This is a genomic window from Brevundimonas sp. NPDC058933 (assembly GCF_049315965.1).
Classification (GTDB): domain Bacteria; phylum Pseudomonadota; class Alphaproteobacteria; order Caulobacterales; family Caulobacteraceae; genus Brevundimonas.
Window position 1 is genome coordinate 548,546 of record NZ_JBMOSL010000001.1, and the last position, 24,388, is coordinate 572,933.

24 protein-coding genes are annotated in these 24,388 nt (G+C 64.7%); 6 read left to right on the top strand and 18 right to left on the bottom strand.

Features of this window, described 5'->3' with window-relative positions; translation table 11 throughout:
• Nucleotides 1-8 precede the first annotated feature (8 nt).
• Nucleotides 9-314, bottom strand: a complete 306-nt coding sequence (locus tag ACOZBP_RS02585; RefSeq protein WP_422674897.1) for a hypothetical protein — start codon at nucleotides 312-314, stop codon at nucleotides 9-11.
• A gap of 146 nt (nucleotides 315-460) precedes the next feature.
• Here ACOZBP_RS02585 and ACOZBP_RS02590 point away from each other — a divergent pair, with 146 nt between their 5' ends.
• Genes ACOZBP_RS02590 through ACOZBP_RS02600 form a run of 3 tightly spaced genes read left to right on the top strand, consistent with a single transcriptional unit; the run spans nucleotide 461 to nucleotide 6,091 of the window.
• Nucleotides 461-1,261, top strand: a complete 801-nt coding sequence (locus ACOZBP_RS02590; RefSeq protein ID WP_422674898.1) for an ImuA family protein — start codon at nucleotides 461-463, stop codon at nucleotides 1,259-1,261.
• Nucleotides 1,262-1,277: 16 nt separating this feature from the next.
• Nucleotides 1,278-2,708 carry a Y-family DNA polymerase gene (locus ACOZBP_RS02595; protein WP_422675475.1) on the top strand — a complete coding sequence of 477 codons (1,431 nt, stop codon included), beginning with the start codon at nucleotides 1,278-1,280 and terminating at the stop codon, nucleotides 2,706-2,708.
• Nucleotides 2,705-6,091 (top strand): error-prone DNA polymerase, encoded by a 3,387-nt coding sequence (locus ACOZBP_RS02600; RefSeq protein ID WP_422674899.1) that lies wholly within the window; start codon nucleotides 2,705-2,707, stop codon nucleotides 6,089-6,091. Before ACOZBP_RS02595 ends, ACOZBP_RS02600 begins: the two co-directional genes overlap by 4 nt.
• Before the next feature lie 5 nt (nucleotides 6,092-6,096).
• On the opposite strand, the gene gcvA is transcribed toward ACOZBP_RS02600, so the two are convergent.
• A complete protein-coding gene (gene gcvA / locus ACOZBP_RS02605) occupies nucleotides 6,097-7,047 on the bottom strand; it encodes a transcriptional regulator GcvA (RefSeq protein ID WP_422674900.1) in 951 nt (316 codons plus the stop codon).
• Nucleotides 7,044-8,048, bottom strand: coding sequence for a cysteine synthase A (locus ACOZBP_RS02610; RefSeq protein WP_422674901.1), 1,005 nt, complete (start codon nucleotides 8,046-8,048; stop codon nucleotides 7,044-7,046). Before ACOZBP_RS02610 ends, gcvA begins: the two co-directional genes overlap by 4 nt.
• Before the next feature lie 194 nt (nucleotides 8,049-8,242).
• Here ACOZBP_RS02610 and ACOZBP_RS02615 point away from each other — a divergent pair, with 194 nt between their 5' ends.
• Nucleotides 8,243-9,097 (top strand): hypothetical protein, encoded by an 855-nt coding sequence (locus tag ACOZBP_RS02615; protein ID WP_422674902.1) that lies wholly within the window; start codon nucleotides 8,243-8,245, stop codon nucleotides 9,095-9,097.
• A gap of 72 nt (nucleotides 9,098-9,169) precedes the next feature.
• On the opposite strand, the gene lpdA is transcribed toward ACOZBP_RS02615, so the two are convergent.
• The 11 genes from lpdA to rpmF form a co-directional block, all read right to left on the bottom strand.
• Nucleotides 9,170-10,576, bottom strand: coding sequence for a dihydrolipoyl dehydrogenase (lpdA, locus tag ACOZBP_RS02620; RefSeq protein WP_422674903.1), 1,407 nt, complete (start codon nucleotides 10,574-10,576; stop codon nucleotides 9,170-9,172).
• Between the two features lie 2 nt (nucleotides 10,577-10,578).
• Nucleotides 10,579-11,058, bottom strand: a complete 480-nt coding sequence (locus ACOZBP_RS02625) for a glutathione peroxidase (protein ID WP_422674904.1) — start codon at nucleotides 11,056-11,058, stop codon at nucleotides 10,579-10,581.
• Nucleotides 11,059-11,073: 15 nt separating this feature from the next.
• Complete coding sequence (locus ACOZBP_RS02630) at nucleotides 11,074-12,363, bottom strand: pyruvate dehydrogenase complex dihydrolipoamide acetyltransferase (protein WP_422674905.1); 1,290 nt, start codon at nucleotides 12,361-12,363, stop codon at nucleotides 11,074-11,076.
• Entirely contained in the window at nucleotides 12,360-12,680 is a 321-nt protein-coding gene (locus tag ACOZBP_RS02635; RefSeq protein WP_422674906.1) for a DUF5076 domain-containing protein, read from the bottom strand. The genes ACOZBP_RS02630 and ACOZBP_RS02635 overlap by 4 nt, the downstream gene beginning before the upstream one ends.
• Entirely contained in the window at nucleotides 12,677-12,994 is a 318-nt protein-coding gene (locus tag ACOZBP_RS02640; RefSeq protein WP_422674907.1) for a DUF5076 domain-containing protein, read from the bottom strand. The genes ACOZBP_RS02635 and ACOZBP_RS02640 overlap by 4 nt, the downstream gene beginning before the upstream one ends.
• Nucleotides 12,991-14,334 carry a pyruvate dehydrogenase complex E1 component subunit beta gene (locus ACOZBP_RS02645; protein ID WP_422674908.1) on the bottom strand — a complete coding sequence of 448 codons (1,344 nt, stop codon included), beginning with the start codon at nucleotides 14,332-14,334 and terminating at the stop codon, nucleotides 12,991-12,993. Before ACOZBP_RS02645 ends, ACOZBP_RS02640 begins: the two co-directional genes overlap by 4 nt.
• A gap of 3 nt (nucleotides 14,335-14,337) precedes the next feature.
• Nucleotides 14,338-15,369 (bottom strand): pyruvate dehydrogenase (acetyl-transferring) E1 component subunit alpha, encoded by a 1,032-nt coding sequence (pdhA, locus tag ACOZBP_RS02650; protein ID WP_422674909.1) that lies wholly within the window; start codon nucleotides 15,367-15,369, stop codon nucleotides 14,338-14,340.
• Nucleotides 15,370-15,483: 114 nt separating this feature from the next.
• Nucleotides 15,484-15,804, bottom strand: coding sequence for an FtsB family cell division protein (locus tag ACOZBP_RS02655; protein WP_422674910.1), 321 nt, complete (start codon nucleotides 15,802-15,804; stop codon nucleotides 15,484-15,486).
• Nucleotides 15,805-15,954: 150 nt separating this feature from the next.
• The gene (gene eno / locus ACOZBP_RS02660; RefSeq protein ID WP_422674911.1) at nucleotides 15,955-17,232 is read right to left on the bottom strand and encodes a phosphopyruvate hydratase; all 1,278 of its coding nucleotides are present in this window, start codon (nucleotides 17,230-17,232) and stop codon (nucleotides 15,955-15,957) included.
• 98 nt (nucleotides 17,233-17,330) lie between these two features.
• Nucleotides 17,331-17,945: a hypothetical protein gene (locus ACOZBP_RS02665; protein ID WP_422674912.1), complete on the bottom strand. Its 615-nt coding sequence runs from the start codon at nucleotides 17,943-17,945 to the stop codon at nucleotides 17,331-17,333.
• A 113-nt stretch (nucleotides 17,946-18,058) separates the two neighbouring features.
• Entirely contained in the window at nucleotides 18,059-18,241 is a 183-nt protein-coding gene (rpmF, locus tag ACOZBP_RS02670) for a 50S ribosomal protein L32 (protein ID WP_114816620.1), read from the bottom strand.
• A gap of 207 nt (nucleotides 18,242-18,448) precedes the next feature.
• Here rpmF and ACOZBP_RS02675 point away from each other — a divergent pair, with 207 nt between their 5' ends.
• Nucleotides 18,449-19,420: a hypothetical protein gene (locus ACOZBP_RS02675; protein ID WP_422674913.1), complete on the top strand. Its 972-nt coding sequence runs from the start codon at nucleotides 18,449-18,451 to the stop codon at nucleotides 19,418-19,420.
• Here the strand turns inward: ACOZBP_RS02675 and ACOZBP_RS02680 are convergent.
• From ACOZBP_RS02680 to lipA, 4 genes are read right to left on the bottom strand one after another with little or no spacing between them, the layout of a single operon-like run.
• A complete protein-coding gene (locus tag ACOZBP_RS02680; protein ID WP_422674914.1) occupies nucleotides 19,417-19,974 on the bottom strand; it encodes a sugar O-acetyltransferase in 558 nt (185 codons plus the stop codon). The genes ACOZBP_RS02675 and ACOZBP_RS02680 overlap by 4 nt on opposite strands.
• Complete coding sequence (locus tag ACOZBP_RS02685; RefSeq protein WP_422674915.1) at nucleotides 19,971-21,089, bottom strand: NAD(P)/FAD-dependent oxidoreductase; 1,119 nt, start codon at nucleotides 21,087-21,089, stop codon at nucleotides 19,971-19,973. The genes ACOZBP_RS02680 and ACOZBP_RS02685 overlap by 4 nt, the downstream gene beginning before the upstream one ends.
• A gap of 4 nt (nucleotides 21,090-21,093) precedes the next feature.
• Entirely contained in the window at nucleotides 21,094-21,546 is a 453-nt protein-coding gene (locus ACOZBP_RS02690) for a type II toxin-antitoxin system RatA family toxin (RefSeq protein WP_422674916.1), read from the bottom strand.
• 7 nt (nucleotides 21,547-21,553) lie between these two features.
• On the bottom strand, nucleotides 21,554-22,525 hold the full coding sequence (gene lipA / locus ACOZBP_RS02695; protein WP_422674917.1) for a lipoyl synthase: 972 nt from the start codon (nucleotides 22,523-22,525) through the stop codon (nucleotides 21,554-21,556).
• A gap of 201 nt (nucleotides 22,526-22,726) precedes the next feature.
• Between lipA and ACOZBP_RS02700 the strand changes: the two genes are divergently transcribed.
• Entirely contained in the window at nucleotides 22,727-24,283 is a 1,557-nt protein-coding gene (locus ACOZBP_RS02700; RefSeq protein ID WP_422675476.1) for an AMP-binding protein, read from the top strand.
• Nucleotides 24,284-24,388: the final 105 nt, after the last annotated feature.

Consider the following 24,388-nt stretch of genomic DNA (forward strand, 5'->3'; position numbering starts at 1 on the left):
TGATCACGTCAGCCCCTGGGAGGACGCTCCGGACCGGCAGGCGGATGTGAGATCAGCCGATGAGCAGGCCACGTCAGCAGAACCCCTCGCCCGGACACCCCATCCAGCGACGCGTCCTGACGCGCAGGCGTAGAGGCGCCGCCGTGGTGGCAATGCCCATGTGAACAGACTGCATGGGTCTCGTCGTCGGAATGAGGGGCGCTGCTGGGGTCGTCGATCACCAGAACGGCGACCTCGGAGGCTTCGCTTTCAGTTCCGCAACTCATGGCGTCGACGGCAGGGACCAGAACGAAGAGGGCCAGGAACGACGCCATGAACGCCGCCAACACCCCCCGCCTGATCGCGCTGAATCCCATCAGGTCTTCTAGCACGCCCCCTGTCCACGACAATCGCATCAATGTCGCATGGGCCGCGCGCGCCTCCGCTTGATCTCGACAAAACGGGAGCGCATAAAGAACAAATGACGAACATTCGTTCTGAACCTGATGCGCTGCGGACGCTTAAGGCCCGACTGGAAGCGCTCAATCGCTCTACCGGTCGTCGCTTGGAGGTGTCGGCCAGTGAGTGTGTCGACAACGCCTTTGCGCCTCTGGCCACAGGCGTTCTGCACGATCTCTACGCCGCCACGCCCGCCGATGCCGTTGCGGTCAACGCTTTCGGTCTGGGGATGGCGTCGCGGGCGTCTGAGGGGCGACCGATCGTCTGGGTTCTGCATGAGATGATGAGCCAGGAAGCGGGGCGACCGTACGGGCCCGGCCTGCATGAGATGGGACTGGCGCCGCGCGACCTTATGCTGGTGCGGGCGCGCGATATTCAGACTTTGCTTGCGGTGGGCGAAGACGCCCTGCGCAGTTCCGCGGTGGGCGCGGTCCTGCTGAGCGCCTGGGGCGAGGCCAAGGCGCTCAGCCTGACGGCCAGTCGGCGGCTGGCGCTGGCAGCCGAGATCCACGGGGCGACGCTGTTTCTAGCCCGGTCGGGCGCGGACCCCTGCCCCAGCGCGGCCGAGACCCGCTGGTCGATCGGATCCTGCGCCTCGGAACCCCTGGAAGCCGGAGCTCCGGGACGACCGTCTTTTTCGGCGACCCTGCTGCGGCGACGCGGCGGCGGGGAAACCGGAACCTGGATTATGGAGTGGGATCGTGAGCAGCGGACATTCCGCCCGCCCGCGCCGCTATCTGGCGGTCTGGTTCCCCTGGCTGCCCAGCGATCGGCTGCGGCGCCAGGAGTGGGGACAGGAACAAGAGAACGACGCGCCGCCTGAAGCGCCGCCTGTCGTCCTGGTCGAGAAGATCAAGGGCGCCCTGCGGCTGGCCGCCGTCGATCCTGCGGCGGCGCAGGCGGGACTGACCCCCGGTCTGGCCCTGGCCGATGCGCAGGCGCGGACGCCCAGTCTTCGCACCGTCGCCCACCGGCCCGACGCCGACGCCGCCCTGCTGGCGCGGGTGCTGGAGGATTTCGGCCGCTTCACCCCCATGATTGCTCTGGATCCGCCGCACGGTCTGATGCTGGACGTGACCGGCTGCGCTCACCTGTTCGGCGGCGAGGTGGAACTGCTGCAGAGGGTTCATACCCGCGCCGGACGCGCCAAGCTCCAAACTCGCTGCGCTTTGGCGGGAACGCCCCAGGTCGCCCGCGCCCTGGCCCGCTTCGGTCCTGGCGGCCGATTCGATCCAGGCCGGGATCGCGACGCCGCCCGCCGTCTGACGGTTGCCGCCCTGGAGCTTTCGGACAAGGAGGAGCAGGCCCTGCGCCGCGCCGGGCTGAAACGTCTGGCCGATCTGGACGATCGCCCGCGTGCGCCTCTGGCCGCCCGTTTCGGCGCCGACTTCCCCGCCCGTCTGGCCCGGATTCTGGGCGACGAGGACGTGCGTATTACTCCGCATCGGCCGCCTGCCCCCGTGGTCGTCGATCGCGTTTTCTTCGAGCCGGTCTCAGCGCCCGAGGACATCGAGCGCGTCCTGTCCGACATGCTGGTCGAGACCATGGATCAGTTGGATCTGGCAGGTCAGGGCGGGCGCGCTTTCGAGGCCGGCTTTTATCGCGTGGACGGCGAGGTGCGCCGCATCGTCGTCCGCACCGGCCGTCCGACGCGCGACGCGCCCGCGACCCTGCGCCTGTTTCGTGAACGCATGGCGGCCCTGTCCAACCCCCTGGACCCCGGCTTCGGCTTCGACCAGATGCGCATGTCGGCGCCTTGGACCCAGACCCTGACGCCGACCCAGCCAGGACTGGAGCGCGAGACGCCGGGAGAAGAAGCTTTCAGTCGCCTCATCGACCGGCTGACCGCCCGACTTGGGCCAGGGGCGGTGCTGCGGTTCGAGCCCTTTGCCTCCCACATTCCCGAACGTGCGGCGCGGCTGATCCCGGCCTCGGCCCGCCCCGGCGACGGGGCTTGGCCCGAGCTTGATCCCGACGACCCGCCCTTGCGTCCTCTACAGATGTTCGACCCGCCCCAGCCGGTCGAGACCTTGGCCGAGGTGCCCGACGGCTATCCTCTGAAGTTCCGCTGGCGCCGCGTCCTGCACGAGGTGGCGCACGCCGAGGGGCCGGAGCGGATCAGCGGCGAATGGTGGCGCGCGCCAGACCAGCGCACCCGCGACTACTACCGCATCGAGGATCAGGACGGTCGTCGCTTCTGGCTGTTCCGTCAGGGCCTCTATGGCGAGACGCCCGAGCCTCGCTGGTTCATCCATGGCCTCTTCGCATGAGCACGCTCGATCCTTGCGGCGATTACGCCGAGCTGGCGGCGGCCAGCAACTTCTCCTTCCTGCGCGGAGCCTCCTCACCCAAGCAAATGGTGGCGACGGCGATCCTGCGCGGCCATGCCGGTCTGGGGCTGGCGGACCGCAACACTGTAGCCGGGGTGGTGCGGGCCTGGAGCGCGTTGAACGAGTTGCGGGCCGAGGGCCTGATTCCGCCTGACAAGGTGCGCGATGGCGGTAGTCCCGGCGAGATCGCCTTCATCGAGGACCCGCTGAACGATCCGGCCCTGTCCGAAGCGGTGAAGCAGCGAGGGAAGGATTTCCGCCTGTTGACCGGGGCGCGGCTGGTCTTCAACGACGGGACGCCAGATATCATCGCCTACCCCGAAACGCGGGCAGGTTGGGGGCGGCTGACCCGACTGCTGACCCTGGGCAATCGCCGCGCAAAAAAGGGCGAGTGCGAGATCGGCCTTGGCGACCTGTTGGCCGATGTCGAGGGGCTACTGCTGATCCTCATGCCGCCGGACCGGCTGACAGGTCTTGAAGCCATACTGACCCGTCTGGCCGAGGCCGCGCCCGGCGCCGTCTGGCTGGGCGTGACGATGCACAGGCGCGGCGACGACCGGCGCAGGCTGGCCCGTCTGAAAACCTTGGCTATGCGGGCGGGCGTTCCTCTACTAGCGTCCAACGACGTCCTCTACGCCACACCCGGGGACCGCGACTTGCAGGATGTCCTGACCTGCATACGCGAAGGTGTGACCGTCGAAAGCGCCGGCCTCCGATTGGAAGCCAACGCCGAACGCTGGGTTAAGCCCGTCTCAGAAATGACGCGCCTGTTCCGTGACGCGCCCGACGCGATATTTGAAACGACCGCGCTACTGTCGCGCGCGACCTTCGACCTGTCTGAGCTTCGTTATCAATACCCAGAAGAGCCGATCCCGCCGGACTGGACCCCGCAAGCCTGGTTGGAGCACCTAACCGGCCGCCACGCCGCCATGCGCTATCCCGACGGTGTTCCCGACAAGGTCCAGGCCCTGCTGGACAAGGAACTGGTCTTCATCGCCCGCAAGAAAATCGCCGCCTATTTCCTGACCATCTTCGACATCGTCCGCGTAGCGAGAGACAAACGCATCCTGTGTCAGGGTCGAGGCTCGGCCGCCAACTCGGCGGTCTGCTATGTTCTGGGGATCACTTCGGTCGACCCGATGGAATCCGATCTGCTGTTCGAACGCTTCCTGTCCGAGGACCGCAACGAACCGCCCGACATCGACGTCGATTTCGAGCATGAGCGGCGTGAGGAGATCATTCAGCACATCTATGAGCGCTATGGCCGCCATCGCGCGGGCATAGCCGCCACCGTCATCCACTTCCGCCCGCGCAGCGCCATCCGCGAGGTCGGCAAGGCGCTGGGTCTGACCGAGGACGTCACCGCCCGTCTGGCCTCCAGCCACTGGGGTAGTTGGGGGACCGAGATTGGCGATCGTCACGTCGTTCAGGCGGGGCTGGACACGACCAATCCCATGATCGCCCGCGCGGTCGACATGGCCTCGCGCCTGCTAAACTTTCCGCGTCATCTCAGCCAGCACGTCGGCGGCTTCATTCTGACCCAGGACCGGCTGGACGAAATGGTCCCCATCGGCAACGCGGCCATGCCGGACCGCACCTTCATTGAGTGGGACAAGGATGACATCGACGCCCTGCGCCTGATGAAGGTCGATATTCTGGCGCTCGGGATGCTGACCTGCATCCGCAAGGCCTTTGATCTGATGCGTGCGCATCATGACGTGGATCACCATCTGGCCTCGATCCCCCAGGACGACCCCGCAGTCTACGACATGCTGTGTCGGGGTCAGTCCATCGGCGTATTTCAGGTCGAGAGCCGGGCCCAGATCAACATGCTGCCTCGGCTGAAACCCCGCCGCCTCTACGATCTGGTCATTCAGGTCGCCATCGTTCGCCCCGGCCCCATCCAAGGCGACATGGTCCACCCCTATCTGCGTCGCAGAAATGGAGTTGAGCTGCCAGACTATTCAAAACCGGGGCCAGATTACCCTGAAGACGAACTGAAGGCGGTTCTGGAAAAGACGCTCGGTGTTCCCCTGTTTCAGGAACAGGCGATGAAGCTGGCGATCGTCGCTGCCGAGTTCACCGACGCCGAGGCCAATGGCCTGCGCAAGGCCATGGGCACATTCCGCGGTGACGGCAGTCTGCATACCTATGAGATGCGGATGGTGGGGCGGATGGTTGAGCGCGGCTATGATCCCGTCTTCGCACAGCGTTGCTTCGACCAGATCAAGGGCTTCGGCTCCTATGGTTTCCCCGAGAGCCACGCCGCCTCCTTCGCGCAACTGGTTTATGTCTCCTCCTGGATCAAACACCACCATCCAGCCGCTTTCGCCTGCGCCCTGCTGAATAGTCAGCCCATGGGCTTCTATGCCCCGGCCCAGATCGTGCGTGAGGCGCAGGAGGTCGGCGAGGTCGAGGTGCGGCCCATCGATGTCTCGCACAGTGATTGGGACAACAGCCTGGAGCCGACGCCGGGCGGACCGGCCTTGAGGCTTGGCCTGCGCCAGATCGACGGGTTTAGAGAAGACTGGGCCAAGGCCCTGTCGGTGGCACGAGCCGAGGAACCGTTCGCCGACATCGAGACACTGGCCCGGCGTGCTAGATTGCCTGCTGCGGCGATGCGCAAGCTGGCCGACGCCGACGCCTTCCGCTCCTTGGGTCAGGACCGACGCGAGGCTCTGTGGGCAGTTCGGCGCCTGCCAGACGACGCTCCCCTGCCCCTGTTCGCCGCCGCCGAGGCGCGCGAGCGCGGCGCCCGCGAGCTAGGCTCCGAACAAGACGCGCAGTTGCCCTTGATGCCGTTGGGTGAGCACGTCGCCGCCGACTATCAAACCGTGCGTCTGTCGCTGAAGGCCCACCCTATGGGCATTCTTCGCCCCGTCTTCGCCGCCGACCGGGTGCTGACCTGCGCCGAAACCGAATCCAGACGCGGCGGCACCGTCGTGCGGGTCGCGGGCGTGGTCCTGGTACGTCAGCGACCGGGCAAGGGCAACGCCGTCTTCATCACCCTGGAGGACGAGACCGGCATAACCAACATCGTCCTGTGGGCCCGGATGCTGGAACAGTTCCGCCGCGAGGTCATGGCCGCCCGGCTGATGCAGGTCGAAGGCGTGGTCGAGAAAAGCCCCGAGGGCGTCGTCCACGTCGTCGCCCGCCGCGTCACCGACCGGACCGCTGACCTCGCCCGTCTATCGGAGGACCATGCGACCGAAATCCAGCTGGCCCGCGCCGACATCGTCGCCCATCCTCAGTCTCCCAGACAACCACCCCACCGGCATCCGCGCGACGTCCGCATCCTGCCGGGATCGCGAGATTTCCACTGAGCTGGCTAGAGGTCGTCCGCACCTTGTTCGGCGGCCTGGATCTCAGATTTCATCCATCGCACAAATGCACGCGCAGGTTCTGACACGCCGCTGCGCCGGGTCAGCACATGATAGGCCATCTCGGTGGAAAGCGCCCCGTCTGCGAAGGGCGCAACCAGACGGCCTGACGCCAGATCGTCGGCGACGAAAGCGTAGGGCGCCAGGGCGACGCCCTGACCGTGGGCCGCCGCTTCGATCGCCAGCGCGGTCTGGTCGAACCGTGGGCCGGCCGAGGCGTCGATCTGGTCCAGTTTGCGAGCGGCCAGCCATGTCGGCCAATCCGGTCTTGGTTCTTCCAAATCGCTCGGCCGCAGATGGATCAGGGCATGGCGCCCCAGATCCGCAGGTCGCTTCATCGGATGCGCGCCGGTCAGCAAGGCTGGGCTGCAAACCGGTGTCACGTCCGCGGTCAGCAACCGCTCAGAACGTACGCCGGTGTAGTCGCCTCGCCCGTAGCGGACGGCCACATCCACCCGACCGCCCCCAACGTCCGCCAGCCGCATATCGGCAGACATCCAGACCTCCACCTCGGGATGTGCGGCGGAGAAGCGCGCGATGCGGGGGGCCAGCCACTTGGCGGCGAAGGACGGCGGCACGCTGATCGCCAGGGCGTGGCGGCGATTAGGTCGATAGAGCAGATCCCCCGCCCGTTTCAGATAGTCAAAGCCGTCATGAAGCAACGGGTAGAGCTCGGCCCCGAGGTCGGTCAGGGCGATCTGACGCCCCTCGCGGTGGAACAGGGGCGCGCCCGCGTGTTCCTCAAGAATGCGGATCTGCTGGCTGATGGCGCCGGGCGTGACCGACAGCTCTTCGGCGGCCCGGGTGATGTTCAGGCGGCGCGCGGCGGCCTCGAAGGCCTTGAGCGCGTTCAGCGGCGGGATGCGGCTCTCGGCGGCGACGTCCTTCTTGCGGCTCATCGGCCCAGCCACTCCGGCGTCGGCAGGCCGCGCGCGCTCAGGAAGGCGGGGTCATAGACCTTGCTGGCGTAGCGCTGGCCGGCATCGCACAGGACGGTGACGATGGTCTTGCCCCGCCCCAGGTCGCGCGCCATGCGGATGGCCCCGGCGATGTTGACCCCGCTGGACGGCCCCAGAGACAGGCCTTCGTATTTGACCAGATCGAACAGGATGGGCAGGAATTCTGCGTCTTCGATCCGATAGGGATGGTCGACCGCCAGCCCCTCCAGATTGCCGGTGATGCGGTTGACGCCGATGCCCTCGGTGATCGAGGAGCCTTCGCTCGCCAGCTTGCCCTCGGTGAACCAGCTGTAGAGGGCTGCGCCCGGAACGTCGGCCAGCCCGATGCGGACCTCGGGCTTCTGCTCCCGCAGATAGGCGGCGCATCCGGCCAGGGTCCCGCCCGAACCGACGGCGCAGATGAAGCCGTCGATTTCGCCGTCGGTCTGTTTCCAGATTTCGGGCGCGGTGCCTTCGTAGTGGGCTTCGCGATTGGCCAGGTTGTCGAACTGGTCGGCGTAGAAGGCGCCGTTCGGCTCGCTCTCGTTCAACTCCTCAGCCAGACGGCGGGAATAGGCGACGAAATGATTGGGGCTGGCGAAGGGGGCCGGATCGACCTCGATCAGACGGGCGCCATGCAGACGTACCGCCCGCTTCTTCTCGTCCGTCTGGCTGCGCGGCATGACGATGACGACGGGATGGCCCAGCGCCGCCCCGACCAGGGCCAGACCGATGCCGGTATTGCCCGCCGTGCCCTCGACGATGACGCCGCCGGGCTTCAGCGCGCCGCACGCCCGCGCCTTACGAATAATGCTGAGCGCCGCGCGGTCCTTGATCGAACCGCCCACGTTCATGAACTCGGCCTTGCCCAGGATCTCGCAGCCCGTCAGCTCCGACGCGCGCTTAAGGCGCACCAGAGGCGTATTGCCGATCAGGCCGAGAACATCAGGCGCGACGATCATGGAAGTTCCGAACCGTGGAGAAGAGGGCGACCCTCTTAGCCACAGTTTAGAAAATCTAACAATACTTCCTTCGCCTAAACGGGACCCAGCAAACATAACGGGCGGACAGCGAACGCCGATATAAGTCGTAAAGCTTCACCGCACATAAGGATGGCTGCCCTCTTCAACTAGAGGGCGCAATTCAGAACGGAATTATGTCCCAAGATCTGCGCACATCAGAAATTCGCTTTAAAATACAATATCAAGGAGGCAAGGCGGATGATCATGCCCTACCTGGCTATGATGGCGCTACATCAATCGATGGAATAACTCGCGCATTTCATATTGCACTAAACGCATACATGACGGGCGAAGTCAGCGCTCGAGCAACAGTATTGAACAACGCAAAAATTTACATAAAGCCCCCAAAAAGAGGCAGCTTTGTATTTGAGCTCATATGCCTAATTGAGGCATATCCTGCAACATCTTCAGTTGTTAGCGCTATCGCAGCGCCGGCAATATACGATTTTATAAAAACAGCTTTTAGTCGAGCTACTGGAAAGCAGGATGCTGAACCAGAAAATATTACATTGGCCAAGATTTACAACGCCAAGTCCCCTCCGATCGGGAAGGTCGAGCCAGCCGATTTAGATTATCTTTCTGAAGTTCTTGAGGGCAGCCTTCAAGACGGCCACAGAGTGATCGGAGAAGAAGGCGTTCAGAAAATACAAATAAGCACACCTAGAACTGTGCTTTTAGAATTTACACCGGAGACTAAGGAGTGGGTAAATACTCAGGAAGAGTCGAGAGTTCTAGAAGTGCTTCACGGAAGCGTAACCCGATACAATTCCATTAGCCGAAATGGTCGTGCCTACATCGAAGAGCTTGGAAGGGTCGTTCCGTTCAGACCCAATGGCGACTTTCCAGCGGCTGAGTTTGCATACCTTACTTGGTCCCTGCACGGAAGCAACACGGGAGCCGCCAAACGTTTAGCCTTGAGCGCTCGCAGAGTAACGTCAGCTAGTGGAAAGGTAAAGCGCCTGCTTTTATCCGACTGCTCTCGCGCCTAATATTTATCCTTTTCATGATAAAGGCCCCGAAATGACTCGGGGCCTTTTGTCGTTTTAGCGGTGTCACGATGATCAGATGTGGATCACGCGTCCGTAGGCGTCCAGAGCCGCCTCATGCATGGCTTCAGACATGGTCGGGTGCGGATAGACGATGCCGTGGATGTCTTCTTCCGTCGCTTCCATGGTGATGGCGGTGACGTAGCCCTGGATCATCTCCGTGACTTCGTGGCCGATCATGTGAGCGCCGATCAGGGCGCCCGTCTGGGCGTCGAAGATGACCTTGACGAAGCCGTCGATCTCGCCAGCGGCCACGGCCTTACCGTTCACGCGGAACGGGAAGCGGCCGATCTTGACCTCGCGCTTCTCGGCGCGTGCGCCCTGCTCGGTGATGCCGACCGAGGCGACCTGGGGCTGGGCGTAGGTGCAGCCGGCGATGGGCGAATGGACGTTCGGCGTCTTGTAGGCCGCGATGTGCTCGGCGGCGTGGATGCCTTCGTGGCTGGCCTTGTGCGCCAGCCAGGGCGCGCCGGCGCAGTCGCCGATGGCGTAGAGGCCTTTGACGTTGGTCTGGCAGTGGCTGTCGGTCTTGATGTGGCCGCGGTCCAGCTCGACGCCCAGCGCCTCCAGGCCGATGCCGTCGGTGTTGGCGGTGATGCCGACGGCCGAGATGCAGACCTCGGCCTCCAGCGTCTCCGCCTTGCCGTTCACTTCAACAGCGACCTTCACGCCCTTGGAATCCTTGGAGACTTTGGTGACCTTGGCGCCGACCTTGAACTTGATGCCGCGCTTCTCGAACGACTTCTGGGCGGCCTTGGAGACCTCTTCGTCCTCGACCGGCATGATGCGGTCGACGGCTTCCACGACCGTCACCTCAGCGCCCAGGGCGCGATAGAAGCTGGCGAACTCGATGCCGATGGCGCCCGAGCCGATGACGACGAAGGTCTTGGGCAGTTTCTTCGGGGCCAGGGCGTCGCGATAGGCCCAGATCTTGTCGCCGTCCGCTTCCAGACCGATCTGCGGCAGGGCGCGGGCGCGGGCGCCGACGGCCAGCATGACGGTCTTGGCTTCGATGGCGCGCGCGCCGCCGGCTTTCAGAGCGACTACGACCTTGGGAGCCGCAGCGCCTTTCTCGAGCGTGGCCGAGCCTTCGATCACCTCGATCTTGTTCTTCTTCATCAGGAAGCCGATGCCCTTGTTCATCGTCGCCGCGACTCCGCGCGAGCGCGCGATGATGGCGTCGAAGTCAAAGGAGGCGCCCGAGGCGGACAGGCCGTATTCCTTCAGGTGCGACAGGCTCTCGAACTTTTCGCCCGACTTCAGCAGGGCCTTGGTCGGGATGCAGCCCCAGTTCAGGCAGATGCCGCCCAGGTTCTCGCGCTCGACGATGGCGACCTTCAGGCCCAACTGGCTGGCCCGGATCGCCGCGACGTAACCGCCAGGGCCCGAACCGATGACGACGAGATCGAATTCAGCAGCCATGGTCAGATCAACTTCTCGATGTCGGCCTTGATGGCCTCGGGTTCAGTCTGGGGCGAATAGCGCGCGACGACGCGGCCCTCGCGGTCGGTCAGGAACTTGGTGAAGTTCCACTTGATGGCCTGGGAGCCGAGGAAGCCGCGCTTCTGCTGGGTCAGCCAGGCGTAGAGCGGGTGCCGGTTCGGTCCGTTGACCTCCACCTTGTCGAACAGGGGGAAGGTCACGTCGAAGCTGGTGGCGCAGAAGGCGGCGATTTCCGCCGCCCTGCCCGGCTCCTGCGCGCCGAACTGGTTGCAGGGAAAGCCCAGAACCTCGAACGGCGCATCGGCGAAGTCGCGGTGCAGCTTCTCCAGCCCGTCATACTGACCCGTGAAGCCGCACTTGGACGCCGTATTGACGATCAGCAGCGCCTGACCGCGAAAGCGGTCCAGCGCTACGTCCGTGCCGTCGATGGCGCGGGCGGAGAAGTCATAGACCGAGGTCATGACCTCACCCTCCCCTTAGGCCAGCATAGCCACGGGATCTTCGATCAGCGGCTTGAACGCTTGCAGGAAGCGAGCGCCCGTCGCGCCGTCGACCACCCGGTGATCGCAGGTCAGGGTCACGGTCATGACCGTGGCTGGCACGATCTGGCCGTCCTTGACGACCGGACGAAGCTCGCCGGCGCCCACGCTCATGATGCAGCCTTGCGGCTCGTTGATGATCGAGGTGAACTGCTTGATGCCGAACATGCCCAGGTTGGACACCGAGAAGGTGCCGCCCTGGAACTCTTCGGGCTTCAGCTTGCGTTCGCGCGCGCGCTTGGCCAGGTCCTTGGACTCGGTCGCGATCTGCGCCAGGCCCTTGGTCTCGGCCTTCTTGATGATCGGGGTGATCAGGCCGCCGTCGATCGCCACCGCCATCGAGACGTCGGCGTTGTGGTGCATGGCGATGCCTTCGGGAGTGTAGGAGGCGTTCGCCTCCGGCACCATCTTCAGCGCCAGGGCCGCGGCCTTGATGACGAAGTCATTGACCGAAACCTTGATGCCCTGCGGCTCCAGCATCTTGTTCACCTTCGTGCGGACGGCCATCAGCTGGTCGATCTCGACGTCGATGAAGAGCGGGAAGTGCGGGACGTTCTGGATGCTGTCGACCATGCGACGCGCCACGGCCTTCTTCATCCCGTCCAGCGGGATCAGGTCGTAGCTGCCGTCCGGAATGCCCATCTGGGCCAGCGACTGCGCCTGACGCGGGGCGATGCCCGAGGTCGCGGCGGCGGTCGCCATCGAGGCGGCGGGTTGAGCGGCGCCCTTTGGCGCGCCTTCGACGTCACGCCTGACGATACGGCCGTGCGGCCCGGTGCCCTTGATCGATTTCAGATCGACGCCGTTCTGGGCGGCGATGCGACGGGCCAGGGGCGAAGAGAAGATGCGCTCGCCGCTGTCCGACTTCGGCGCAGCCGGAGCGGGCGCCACCGGGGCAGCAGTCTTGGGTGCCTCCGCCTTGGCCGGAGCGGCTTCAGCCTTGGGGGCTTCTTCCGTCTTGGCGGCGGGCTGGGGCGCGGCAGCCCCGCCCTCGTCCTTCAGGCGGGCGATCGGCGTGTTGACCTTCACGCCTTCAGTGCCTTCGGCGACCAGGATGTCGGTGACTTCGCCTTCATCGACGGCCTCGACTTCCATCGTGGCCTTGTCGGTTTCGATCTCGGCGATGACGTCGCCGGCGGAGACAACGTCCCCGACCTTGACGTGCCACTTGGCGAGGACGCCCTCCTCCATGGTCGGAGACAGGGCCGGCATCAGGATGTCGGTCATTGAGCGGACTCCGTATTAGCGGTCTCGACTACCTCGGCGGCCTTGGCGTGCGCCGTGTCCCAGCTGTCGCAGATCGCCTTGAACGCCACAGCCTGATCAAAGCCGTGATGTTCGGCATAGGCCTGCGAATAGTGCCAGGCCAGTTCCGCCAGGACGACGCCGATGTTGGCCGGCTCAGCCAGAGCCGGACGAATGTTCATGATGGGACCGTTTCCATTCCACCAGACGCGGGCCAGTTCGATGATCTGGTCCTCAGGGGCGTTCAAACCGTCGGGAACGGGCAGCGACCGTTGATCAAGCGCAGCGGCGTCCATCATGCGTTCCCCTTAGCTTGAGCCACAGGCTCGGCCACAGTTTGCACATTGTCCGCCTTCACGACTTGGGAGAGACCCTGCAGGATGCGGTTGTAAGCTTCACGCTCGTTGTGGCCGTGACGCTCAGCGTAGGCATGCGCCATGTGACGCGCGGCATAGGCCAGCAGCTCGCCGAACTTGATCGGGTCGTTGAAGGCAGGCTTCACCGACATGACCGGCTCATCCTTTGACCACCACATGCGCAGGAGCTCGATAGCCTGCGGATCGGCGGCGACGCTGTCCGGCGTCGTCATCTGGAACTCAGGCGGTTGGCTCACGCCATCACCTGCTTCACAGCGGCGACGATCTTGTCCACGCCCGGCAGCGACAGAATTTCCAGGTTGGCGGCGTAGGGCAACGGCACGTCTTCCTGGTGCACGCGCAGGGGCGGAGCATCCAGGTAGTCGAAGGCGTGTTCGATCACGCGGGCCACGACCTCGGCGCCGACGCCCATCGGACCCCAGCCTTCTTCGGCCGAGACCAGGCGGCTGGTCTTCTTGACGCTTTCGACGATGGTCTCATGGTCCAGCGGACGCAGGGTGCGCAGGTCGATGACCTCGGCCTCGATGCCGTCCTCGGCCAGCTTTTCAGCGGCCTGGAGGGCGAAGCCGACCATGCGGGCGTGCGCCGTGATGGTGACGTCCTTGCCTTCACGACGGACCTTGGCCTTGCCGATCGGCAGGACGTAATCGTCGACTTCCGGCACGTCGAACTCGGTGCCGTACAGCATTTCGTGTTCGAGGAAGACAACCGGGTTGGGATCGCGGATGGCGGCTTTCAGCAAACCCTTGGCGTCAGCGGCGTCATAGGGGGCGATGACTTTCAGGCCCGGAATCTGGGCGTACCAGGCTGAATAGTCCTGGCTGTGCTGGGCGCCAACGCGGCTGGCCGCGCCGTTCGGGCCGCGGAAGACGATGTCGGCGCGGATCTGACCGCCGGACATGTAAAGGGTCTTGGCGGCCGAGTTGATGATGTGGTCGATCGCCTGCATGGCGAAGTTGAATGTCATGAACTCGACGATGGGCTTCAGGCCCGCCATGGCGGCGCCGACGCCGAGGCCGGCGAAGCCGTGCTCGGTGATCGGGGTATCGACGACGCGCTTGTCGCCAAACTCCTGCAGCAGGTCCCGGCTGACCTTGTAGGCGCCCTGGTACTGGGCGACTTCCTCGCCAATCAGGAATACCCGGTCGTCACGACGCATTTCCTCGGCCATGGCGTCGCGCAGGGCGTCGCGCACGGTCGTCTTGACCAGCTTGGCGTCGGCCGGGATTTCCGGGTCGCGCAGTTCAACCCGGGGCGCGGCCGGAGCTGCGGCAGCAGCCGGAACGGCCTCGGCCTTGGGGGCTTCAGCGGCGGCGGCCTTGGGCGCAGGCGCGCTGTCTTCCCCGGCCAGACGCGCGATCGGCGTGTTGACCTTCACGTTCTCGGAACCCTCGGCGACGAGGATTTCCAGCACTTCGCCTTCATCGACGGCTTCGACTTCCATCGTCGCCTTGTCGGTTTCGATCTCGGCGATCACCTGACCGGCCGACACGGTGTCGCCTGCCTTGATGTGCCACTTGGTCAGCGTGCCCTCTTCCATCGTGGGGGACAGCGCCGGCATCAGAATGTCCGTCACGGATCAGGCCTCCACGTAGACGTCAGTATAGAGCTCGGACGGGTCCGGCTCAGGGCTTTCCTGTGCGAACTGCACGGCTTCGGCGACGATGGCTTTCACCTCGTTGTCGATGGCCTTCAGCTCTTCCTCGGTCGCCTTGGCGGCGGCGAGCAGCATTTTCAGGTGGTCGATGGGGTCGCGGGTCTTCTTGACCTCGTCGACCTCCTCCTTGGTCCGGTACTTGGCCGGGTCCGACATGGAGTGGCCGCGATAGCGGTAGGTCTTCACTTCCAGGATGTAGGGGCCGCCGCCTTCGCGGGCGCGCTTCACGGCGCGGGCCGTGGCGTCTCGAACAGCCAGCACGTCCATGCCGTCGACCTGCTCGCCCGGGATGCCGAAGCTGGCGCCGCGCATGTAGAGCTCAGTCGTGGACGAGGAGCGCTCGATGCTCGTGCCCATGGCGTACTGGTTGTTCTCGATGATGTAGATGGCCGGCAGCTTCCACAGCTGAGCCATGTTGAAGCTCTCGTACACCTGACCCTGGTTCGAGGCGCCGTCGCCGAAATAGACGAACGAGACGCTGTCATCGCCACGGTATTTGCCAGCGAAGGCCAGGCCGGTGCCCAGCGCCACCTGGGCGCCGACGATGCCGTGACCGCCGTAAAAGCCGGTCGCGGTGTCGAACATGTGCATCGACCCGCCCTTGCCCTTGGACGATCCGCCGATACGGCCGGTCAACTCGGCCATGACGGCGTTCGGGTCCATGCCGGCGGCCAGCATGTGGCCGTGGTCACGGTAACCGGTGATGATCTTGTCGTGACCCTGCCGGACGCTCTCCTGAACGCCCACCGCCACGGCCTCCTGGCCGATGTAGAGGTGGCAGAAGCCGCCGATCAGGCCCATGCCGTAAAGTTGGCCAGCGCGCTCCTCGAAGCGGCGGATGAGGACCATCTCGCGGTAGAAGCGCAGCAGGTCTTCCTTGGAAGCCTGAGGCGTGTTCGGAATTTTGTTGTCGTCCACGCTGGACGAGGATTTCTGAGCGGCGGCTTTCGCCATCCGGCATCTCCCGGCTGCGCCCCCACTTTCAGGGACTCTTATCGTTACGGAAAGGGGCTTTAGCAGCCTTCGTTCCCGAAACGCAAAGCGAGCCGGTCAAGCTGTAACAATAGTTCAGGAGGCGCGGATCGCGCCAGAGTTGTGCGCGGCAGGGGCGTTCAGGCGAACCACGTAGTCGCGCGGATCGGCAAAGCCTAGAACGGCTCTCGCCCGCTCTTCGAGAAGATCCCTGGAAAGGCTCTCTGTGCGCAGATAACGGACGCGGACTTCCAGATCGCGGCGCTGCTCGGTCAAATGCGCCAACTGGTCTGCACGCTTCGAAAGAAGCGCGTCACGCTCGCCACCACTCAAAAGCCCACGCTCGCCGGTCAGGGCCTGAACGCCCAGATAGACGATCAAGAACAGCAGAAAGGCGGATGGCAGATAGGGCTTCATCTGTTCGGGCACTACGAACGCTCCTTCTGAGCGTAAACAAGGTTTCCTGAGCCTGACCGAAAATGCCTAACGAACCGTAGCTTGGCCGTAATTGCGAACGCCGCCTCCGAGCTTCGGAGGCGGCGCTGCATCGGCGCGTGCGACAGACGTCTATTTCAGCAGCATGCCGTCGCCGAAATAGACGGCCTGGTCTCCCAGCATCTCTTCGATGCGCAGCAACTGGTTGTACTTGGCCGTGCGGTCCGAACGAGCCAGCGAGCCCGTTTTGATCTGACCGCAGTTGGTGGCGACGGCTAGGTCGGCGATGATCGAGTCCTCAGTCTCTCCCGATCGGTGGCTCATCACCGAGGTATAGCCGGCGCGGTGGGCCATATCGACGGCGTCGAGCGTCTCCGACAGGGTGCCGATCTGATTGACCTTGATCAGGATGGAATTGGCCAGGCCTTCACCAATGCCTGCGGCCAGACGGCGCGGGTTGGTCACGAACAAGTCATCGCCGACCAACTGAACGCGGTCGCCCAAGCGGTCCGTCAGCAGCTTCCAGCCGTCGAAATCATCCTCGGCGCAACCATCCTCGATCGAAACAATCGGGAAACGCTCGACCAGGTCAGCCAGATAGCCAACCATGCCGTCAGCGTCGAAGTTCTTGCCCTCGCCCGACAGGTCGTACTTGCCGTTCTTGAAAAACTCGGTCGAGGCGACATCGAGGCCAAGGTGGAAGTCCTCGCCCGCCAGATAGCCGGCCGCCTGACCCGCCTTTGTGATGAAGGCGAGCGCTTCTTCGGCCGAGGCCAGGTTTGGCGCGAAGCCGCCCTCGTCGCCGACGTTGGTATTGTGACCGGCATCCTTCAGCGCCTTCTTCAGGGCGTGGAAGATTTCAGCGCCCATCCGCAGGGCGTCCGAGAAGGTCTCGGCGCCTGTCGGCAGGATCATGAACTCCTGGATGTCGATCGGATTGTCAGCATGGGCGCCGCCGTTGATGATGTTCATCATCGGGGTCGGCAGCACGCGGGCCGACACGCCGCCGATATAGCGGTGCAGCGGCAGGTTCGAGCTGATGGCGCTGGCTTTTGCCGCTGCCAGCGAAACGCCGAGGATGGCGTTGGCGCCGAGACGGGCCTTGTTATCAGTTCCGTCCAGCTCGATCAGAGCCTCGTCCAGACGGCGCTGATCTTCGGCGTCCATACCGGACAGAGCGTCGAAGATCTCGCCATTGACGGCGTCGACCGCCTTCTGAACGCCCTTGCCGCCCCACATCTCCTTGTCGCCGTCACGCAGCTCAACGGCTTCGTGCGCGCCTGTCGAGGCGCCGGACGGCACGGAGGCGCGGCCAAAACTGCCGTCTTCCAGGGTGACGTCGACCTCGACCGTCGGGTTGCCACGGCTGTCGAGAATCTGGCGGGCGACGATGTCGGCGATATCGGTCATGGGAAAGGCGCTCTGTCAGAGAAGAAGGTGCAACGGCGGGTTTAGACCAGCCGTCGCCGAATCGCCAACCAGACTGCGCGCCTTCCCTGTTTTCAGCGTCAGCTGCACCCTTCGACGTTCTGAATGCTGGGCCCGCCAGCGTGGATGAAGGCCACCTTGCCGTCCTGACCGATCTCGTACACCAGCCCGCGAGCGGTCGATTCGGTGACGTAAGCTCCCTGCAGGTCAGCCCGGCCCGGCCAGATGGTGACGTAGGCCGAGGGCGAGCCTTGATACTTGTGCGGCGTGACGGTGGCTGCTGCGCCGTACCTGGCCTTCAATTGCTCGCCATCATCGCCAACGCCGATGCCGTCCTCGGTCTTGATCGTCGCGTCCTTTGTGGCGGTTACGCGCGTCAAGGTCCCGTTCTCCACCATGACCAGCACGCCCTCGGCCGCGCGAGGCGGGTGGTAGTAACGGCACCCCGACGGCTCAGCTTCCGCAGCGTTGGCGGGCGGCGGTCCGACCGCAGCATCCAGATCAGCCTGGGTAATGCCGATCTTCAGCGGACCATAGCCCAGCGGCGTCAACACGTTGGCGGAGGCCGCATCGGGCGTGACTGCCGGCGCGGCCGCAGCCGGCGCAGTCGCCTCGGGAGAGCTGGCGGATTCGGGAGCGTTGCAGCCGGCCAAGGCCAGCAGGGCGACGGAACAGAGGACGGCGTTACGGATCATGCGGGGCGCTCCAGTGGTGAAACTTCACCGGACACAACGCACGAAAACGGCGCGCGATGTCATCGCGCGCCGTTTAGTTCATCGTCCGACCGAAGCCGAAGCCGGAAAGAAGACTAGTCTTCCTTCGGCGTAATGACCTGACGGCCGCGATAGGTGCCGGTCTTCAGGTCGATGTGGTGGGGACGCTTGAGCTCGCCCGTATCCTTGTCTTCGACGTAGGAGTTGGCGCCCAGGGCGTCGTGTGCACGGCGCATATTGCGACGCGAGGGTGATACTTTGCGCTTCGGAACGGCCATGTCCGTCTCAATCTCATAAGTCGGTGCGCCGTGAAGACGCGAAAACATACAGTGCCGGCCCCCCGATAAGAGCCGCCACGCGAGGGCGGGCTTATGCATGAAGACGCTATCGATTTCAACCCGTGCCGCGACAATCAGCCAAGCACTGCAGGGTGGCGGTTCCAGACCGTCTGCGGCAAGGTCCTGACACCGATGTCACGGGAGGACATGATGCGCAAATTCTGGACAGCAACCTCGGCCGCCAGCCTGGCCTTTGCCGCCCTGCTTGGCTTCACGCCTGCATTCGCTCAGTCAGGCGTGGCCGTTCTGCCGCTTCCTGACGCCGCGGCCTATCCCGAAGGCGTAGCCGTCGATCCCACGACCGGTGCGATTTACACCAACAGCGCCAATACAGGGGTCGTGTTTCGCGTCGATGCCGACACCGGCGCCGCCGTCCGCGTCGCCGATCCGCTGAGCTTGGGTGATTCGCCGCCCGCCAAACCGGTTTCGGTGGCGCTGGGGCTCAAGGCGGATGGCCAGGGACGTCTCTGGGTCGCGGGAGCGCGTACCGGTTCCATGCATGTGGTCGATATCGCCACCGGCGAGCGACTGGCGCGCTTCACCACGCCAGAAGGCCCCTCGCTAATCAACGACGTCGCGTTGACGCAGGATGCGGCCTATTTTACCGACACCCTGCGTCCCGTCCTGTGGCGGGTCGCCAGGGATGCAATCGCCGACGCGGCTCTGGAACCCTGGCTTTCATTCGAGGGCACGGCGCTGCAATACGGAGAGGAACCCAACCTCAACGGCATCGTCGCCACGCCGGACGGCAGGTATCTGATCGTTGTCCTGATGAAGACAGGACGGCTGTTCCGCATCGACACCCGCACGCGTGAGGTGGCCGCTATCGACACGGGCGATTCGGCCCTGGACGGCGGCGACGGCCTGGCGCTGATCGGCCAGCGGCTGTTCCTGGTACGTCAATCCGCGGGCGAGGTGGTGGCTCTGGATTTGTCGGCCGACCTGGCCACGGCCGCCGAAGCAAGGCGGATCAAGCCGGCCGAACTGGCATGGCCCGCGACCATCGCCGTGCGCGGCGACCGTCTCATCGTCGCCAACAGCCAGTTGAACCGTCGCGGTTCAGGCGATGCGGTCCTGCCTTTCAGCCTGGTTTCGATCCCGCTGTCAGCCTTCGACTAGGCGCCGCTCGGCAGGGTCTTGATCACGCGGGCAGGGTTGCCGACGACCACCACATCGGACGGCACATCCTTTGTGACGACGGACCCGGCGCCGATAACGACGCGGTCGCCCACGGTCACGCCCGCCAGAATGACCGCCCCGCCGCCGACCCAGACGTCGTTCCCCAGACGGATCGGACGGGCGCTTTCCACGCCCGAGCGCCGCTGCGCCGCACCCAAAGGATGCTCAGGCGTCAGAAGTTGCACGCCGGGGCCGCACTGGAAGTCGTCGCCGATGACGATCTCGGCGCAGTCCAGAAAGACGCTGTTGGTGTTGACGAAGGCTCGCGCGCCCAGATGGATGTTGTCGCCGTAGTCACAGAAGAAGCCCGGCATGATCGCAGCTCGTCCGTCTGACGCGCGGACCAGTTCGTTGACCAGAGCGCGTCGCTTCTCTCGATCCGGCTCCTGATTGATGCGTATGGTTAGGCCGACCGCCCGCGCTCTCCCTGCGACCAGTTCGGGATCACCGGGATCGTAGTTCAGCCCGGCCAGCATCTTCTCGCGCTCGGTCACGCCTTGCTCAAAGCCTCCGCCACGGCCTCGCCTATTGCCAGGGAACTGGTCAGGCCGGGGCTCTCGATGCCGAACAGAGCCATCAGGCCGTCGATGCCGTGATGCTCGCGCCCGTGAAGCTGGAAGTCCGGCTGCGGCTCGCCCGGCCCGTGCAGCTTGGGCCGGATGCCTGCGTAGTCCGGCGTCAGACGCCCGACCGTCACGCCGGGCCAGAAGCGGCGGATGTAATGCGCGAACTCCTCGGCCTTGGCCGGATCGACGGAATAGTCTTCGGTCTCGACATAGGCCAAGTCGGGCCCGAACACCCCCTGCCCGCCCAGATCCTTGCGGTAATGGGTGCCGAGCGCGCCAGCGATGGGGGGCGGGTAGATCAGGCGGTTGAAGGGCGCAGGTCCCGTCAGCCGGAAATAGATGCCCTTGCCCAGATGGCCCATCGGAATGTCGATGGCGGGATAGCCGTCGATGGCCGCCGCAACGCTCTGGGATGACAGGCCAGGCGCCGTGGCCAGCAGGCGGGACGTCAGCACCGCCCCGCCTTCTCCGCCCGCCGTGATGCGGAAACCGCCGCCAGGCAGAGGCTCGGCCCGCTCGAACGGCGTGGAGAGCACGACCGATCCGCCCGCGTCCTCGATCTCGCCTTGCAGGGCCAGCATATAGCCGTGACTGTCGAATAGGCCGCTCTCGGGCGACAGGATGGCGGCGTGGGCATTCAGTTCGGGCTCCAGCGCCCGCGCCTGGCCGCCGGTCAGATGCTCAAGGCCCTCGACGCCGTTTGTCGTCGCCTGCTCGAAGATGGCCTCGATGCGCGCCACCTCGGCCTGCTCGGTCGCCACGACCAGCTTGCCGCACTTCCAATGGTCGATCTTGCGGCTGCTCAGAAAGTCGTAGAGAGCGCGCCGCCCCTCGACGCAGAACTTCGCCTTCAGCGAGCCCGTCGGATAATAGAGCCCGCCGTGAATGACCTCTGAGTTGCGCGAGGACACGCCCTGGCCGATCGCGATCTCGGCTTCCAGAACCAGAACCGTCAGGCCTCGCTTGGCCAGCGCGCGTCCGCACGCCAAGCCCACCGCCCCCGCGCCCACGACCGTCGCATCAAAGTCGAAGGTCGCGTTCATGGGGCTAGCCCTTTCCGTACAGGGCCTTGGCCCGCGTTTCGAAGCAGTGGATCAGCTTGTCGACCGCCCTGTCGAAATTCGCATGCAACATCATGTCCAGCATCCGCGATTTGAAGGCGAAGTCGATAAAGAACTCCAGTCGCGCCCCCTCGGGATGCGGATGAAACTCCCAGCGGTTCTTCAGATGCTTGAACGGCCCGCGGATCAGGCCGACCTCGACCTTGGGCGCGTGGATGTCATGCCGCACCCAGGTCGAGAACCGTTCGTTCAGGAAAGCGAACCCCACGCCCGCCTCAGCGTCCAGAAGACGCACGCCCGGCGCCTCTTCGCGCTGGTTCCAGACGCGCATGGAGGTGATCCAGGGCACGAAAGCCGGATAGGCAGCGACGTCGGCGACCATGTTCGCCAGATCTTCGGGCGCATAGGGAAGAATGCGCGTTACGCGATGGACCGCCATTCAGGGCTTAGCGGGCCGAACGGCCTGCCTGCGCCTGACGCGCGGCCTTCAGGCGGGCGAAGTCGTCCCCGGCGTGGTGCGATGACCGCGTCAGCGGCGACGACGACACCATCAGGAAGCCCTTGGCGCGGGCGATGGCCTCATAGGCCTTGAACTCTTCGGGCGTGACGAAGCGGTCGATGGCGGCGTGCTTGCGCGTCGGTTGGAGGTACTGGCCGATGGTGATGAAGTCGACGCCGGCGGAGCGCATGTCGTCCATCACCTGCATGACCTCTTCCTTGGTCTCGCCCAGGCCGACCATGATGCCGGACTTGGTGAACTGGTTCGGGTCGCGCTCCTTGACCATCTGCAGCAGACGCAGGGAGTGGAAGTAGCGGGCGCCAGGGCGGATCTTCAGATAGAGGCGCGGAACGGTCTCGAGGTTGTGGTTGAAGACATCGGGCGTGGCGTCGATCATGACCTCGGCCGCGCCATCCTTGCGCAGGAAGTCTGGCGTCAGAATTTCGATCGTGGTGTTGGGCGCCTGAAGGCGGATCTGACGCACCACTTCGGCGAAGTGGGCGGCGCCGCCGTCGGACACGTCATCGCGGTCCACCGAGGTGATGACCACGTGGTTCAGACCCATCTGCTGGACCGCCAGGCCGACCTTTGCCGGCTCTTCCGGGTCCAGGGCCTGCGGCAGGCCCGTCTTGACGTTGCAGAAGGCGCAGGCCCGCGTGCAGGTATCGCCCATGATCATGAGCGTGGCGTGCTTCTGGCTCCAGCACTCGCCAATGTTCGGGCAGGCCGCCTCCTCGCAGACCGTCACCAGCCCCTTGGAGCGGACGATGTCCCTGGTCGCGTTGTACTGGCCCGAGCCGGGCGCCTTGACGCGCAGCCAGTCAGGCTTCTTCAGCACCGCCGATTCCGGGCGGTTCTGTTTCTCCGGGTGACGCAGCTCTGAAGGCTTCTTCGTCAGGGTGTCGATCAGCGTGACCATAGCCGGCGGTCTGGCTCCTGTGCAGAAGGGCGGTATGTCGGCTTTCCGACCGCCAATGGCAAGCCACAGACAGTTTCAGTGATGGAGATGCGACGTTCACGCGACGTTACGCATCTTTTCAAGGCGACGTTACGTCACTAGGTTCCGGCCTCTTGTAACCGAGAGAGCCGTGTCAGAGCTCTCCGAAGGAGGACGTGCTTGCTGCGGGCAGCCCTGGAAGCCAAGGTCTACGACGAATCCCTGTTCGACGCGCTGATCGACGCGCGCGCCCGGTATGGCGACAAGGAGATTCTGGAAGACCAGGATCGTCACCCCCTGACCTACACCGGCCTGATCCGCGCGTCCTTCGTGCTGGGCCGCAAGATCGCCGCCATGACCCAGCCGGGCGAGCGCGTCGGCGTCCTGTTGCCGTCCAGCGCGGGCGTGGTCGTGACCTTCTTTGGTCTGCACGCCTTTGGGCGGGTGCCGGTCATGCTGAACTTCACCTCGGGCGAGGCCAATCTGAAGGCGGCCCTGAAGACGGCTGGCGTCAGCAAGATTCTGTCGGCCAAACGCTTCGTCACCCAGGCCAAGCTGGACGACCTGATGACCGCCCTTGGCGAGGTCGCCGAGATCGTCTGGCTGGACGACGTGCGTAAAACCATCGGTCTCGCGGACAAGCTGTACGGCCTCAGCGCCGGCATGGCCCCGCGCCGTTTCCGCGTGAAAACCGACCCGGATTCGCCGGGCGTGGTCCTGTTCACCTCAGGCAGCTTCGGTGCGCCCAAGGGCGTCGTGCTGAGCCAGAAGAACCTGGTCGCCAATGCCCGTCAGGTCGCGGCCCATATCGACCTGAAGCCTGAATGGGTGATGTTCAACCCACTGCCGACCTTCCACTGCTTCGGCCTGACCGGGGGAGTCATCCTGCCTCTGCTGCAGGGGATGAAGGCGTTCGAATACCCCTCGCCCTTGCACGCGAAACAGATCACCGACCTACTGCCTCAGGTGAAGGCCTCAATCCTGTTCGCAACCGACACCTTCCTGAACCAATACGCGCGCGTGGCCGAGCCGGGCGACTTCGCCACCCTGCAATTCGCCGTCGCGGGGGCCGAAAAGGTCCGCGACGAGACCCGCCAGATGTTCAACACCAAGTTCGGCGGCGTCGAACTGCTGGAAGGCTATGGCGCCACCGAGGCTGCGCCTGTGGTCGCCGTGAACCATCCCGACCGGAACCGCCCGGGAACCGTCGGGCAGATCCTGCCCGGCATGGAATATCGCCTCGACAAGGTCGAAGGCATCGATGGCGGCGGCCGTCTGTATCTGCGCGGTCCGAACGTCATGGCCGGCTATATCTCGCCGAACAATCCCCAGGGCATTGAGCCGCTGGAAAACGGCTGGCACGATACCGGCGACATCGTCGATATCGACGCCGAAGGCTACATCACCATCCTTGGCCGCGTTAAACGCTTCGCCAAGGTCGGCGGGGAGATGGTGTCGCTTCTGGCGGTAGAGGATATGGCCGGGGCGGTCTGGCCGGAACATCGCCACGCCGCAGTGTCGGTGCCCGACAGCAAGAAGGGCGAACGCCTGATCCTGGTCACCGACAACGAAGGCGCCGAATCCGCCCGCCTGTCGGAATGGGCGCGCGACAATGGCGCGCCCGAATTGGCAGTACCGAAAAAGATCATCAAGATCGCGATCATTCCGGTTCTGGGCACGGGCAAGACTGACTATGTCGCGATCCAGAAACTGGTGGAGGATGCGCTGAAGGCGGCTTGATCAAGACGACTTGCAGACCGCACAGCTTCGCCTAACCTCAGCCTTTGCGCCTTGCGTCGATCCGGTCCCCGGTCACGGCGGTCGAGCGTTATCGGGAGGAAGTAT

Coding starts and splice junctions, on each gene's coding strand:
- ACOZBP_RS02585 (WP_422674897.1), bottom strand. CDS start 314: ATGGCGTCGTTCCTGGCCCTCTTCGTTCTGGTCCCTGCCGTCGACGCC.
- ACOZBP_RS02590 (WP_422674898.1), top strand. CDS start 461: ATGACGAACATTCGTTCTGAACCTGATGCGCTGCGGACGCTTAAGGCC.
- ACOZBP_RS02600 (WP_422674899.1), top strand. CDS start 2,705: ATGAGCACGCTCGATCCTTGCGGCGATTACGCCGAGCTGGCGGCGGCC.
- gcvA (WP_422674900.1), bottom strand. CDS start 7,047: ATGAGCCGCAAGAAGGACGTCGCCGCCGAGAGCCGCATCCCGCCGCTG.
- ACOZBP_RS02610 (WP_422674901.1), bottom strand. CDS start 8,048: ATGATCGTCGCGCCTGATGTTCTCGGCCTGATCGGCAATACGCCTCTG.
- ACOZBP_RS02615 (WP_422674902.1), top strand. CDS start 8,243: ATGTCCCAAGATCTGCGCACATCAGAAATTCGCTTTAAAATACAATAT.
- lpdA (WP_422674903.1), bottom strand. CDS start 10,576: ATGGCTGCTGAATTCGATCTCGTCGTCATCGGTTCGGGCCCTGGCGGT.
- ACOZBP_RS02625 (WP_422674904.1), bottom strand. CDS start 11,058: ATGACCTCGGTCTATGACTTCTCCGCCCGCGCCATCGACGGCACGGAC.
- ACOZBP_RS02630 (WP_422674905.1), bottom strand. CDS start 12,363: ATGACCGACATCCTGATGCCGGCCCTGTCTCCGACCATGGAGGAGGGC.
- ACOZBP_RS02635 (WP_422674906.1), bottom strand. CDS start 12,680: ATGATGGACGCCGCTGCGCTTGATCAACGGTCGCTGCCCGTTCCCGAC.
- pdhA (WP_422674909.1), bottom strand. CDS start 15,369: ATGGCGAAAGCCGCCGCTCAGAAATCCTCGTCCAGCGTGGACGACAAC.
- ACOZBP_RS02655 (WP_422674910.1), bottom strand. CDS start 15,804: ATGAAGCCCTATCTGCCATCCGCCTTTCTGCTGTTCTTGATCGTCTAT.
- eno (WP_422674911.1), bottom strand. CDS start 17,232: ATGACCGATATCGCCGACATCGTCGCCCGCCAGATTCTCGACAGCCGT.
- ACOZBP_RS02665 (WP_422674912.1), bottom strand. CDS start 17,945: ATGATCCGTAACGCCGTCCTCTGTTCCGTCGCCCTGCTGGCCTTGGCC.
- rpmF (WP_114816620.1), bottom strand. CDS start 18,241: ATGGCCGTTCCGAAGCGCAAAGTATCACCCTCGCGTCGCAATATGCGC.
- ACOZBP_RS02675 (WP_422674913.1), top strand. CDS start 18,449: ATGATGCGCAAATTCTGGACAGCAACCTCGGCCGCCAGCCTGGCCTTT.
- ACOZBP_RS02685 (WP_422674915.1), bottom strand. CDS start 21,089: ATGAACGCGACCTTCGACTTTGATGCGACGGTCGTGGGCGCGGGGGCG.
- ACOZBP_RS02690 (WP_422674916.1), bottom strand. CDS start 21,546: ATGGCGGTCCATCGCGTAACGCGCATTCTTCCCTATGCGCCCGAAGAT.
- lipA (WP_422674917.1), bottom strand. CDS start 22,525: ATGGTCACGCTGATCGACACCCTGACGAAGAAGCCTTCAGAGCTGCGT.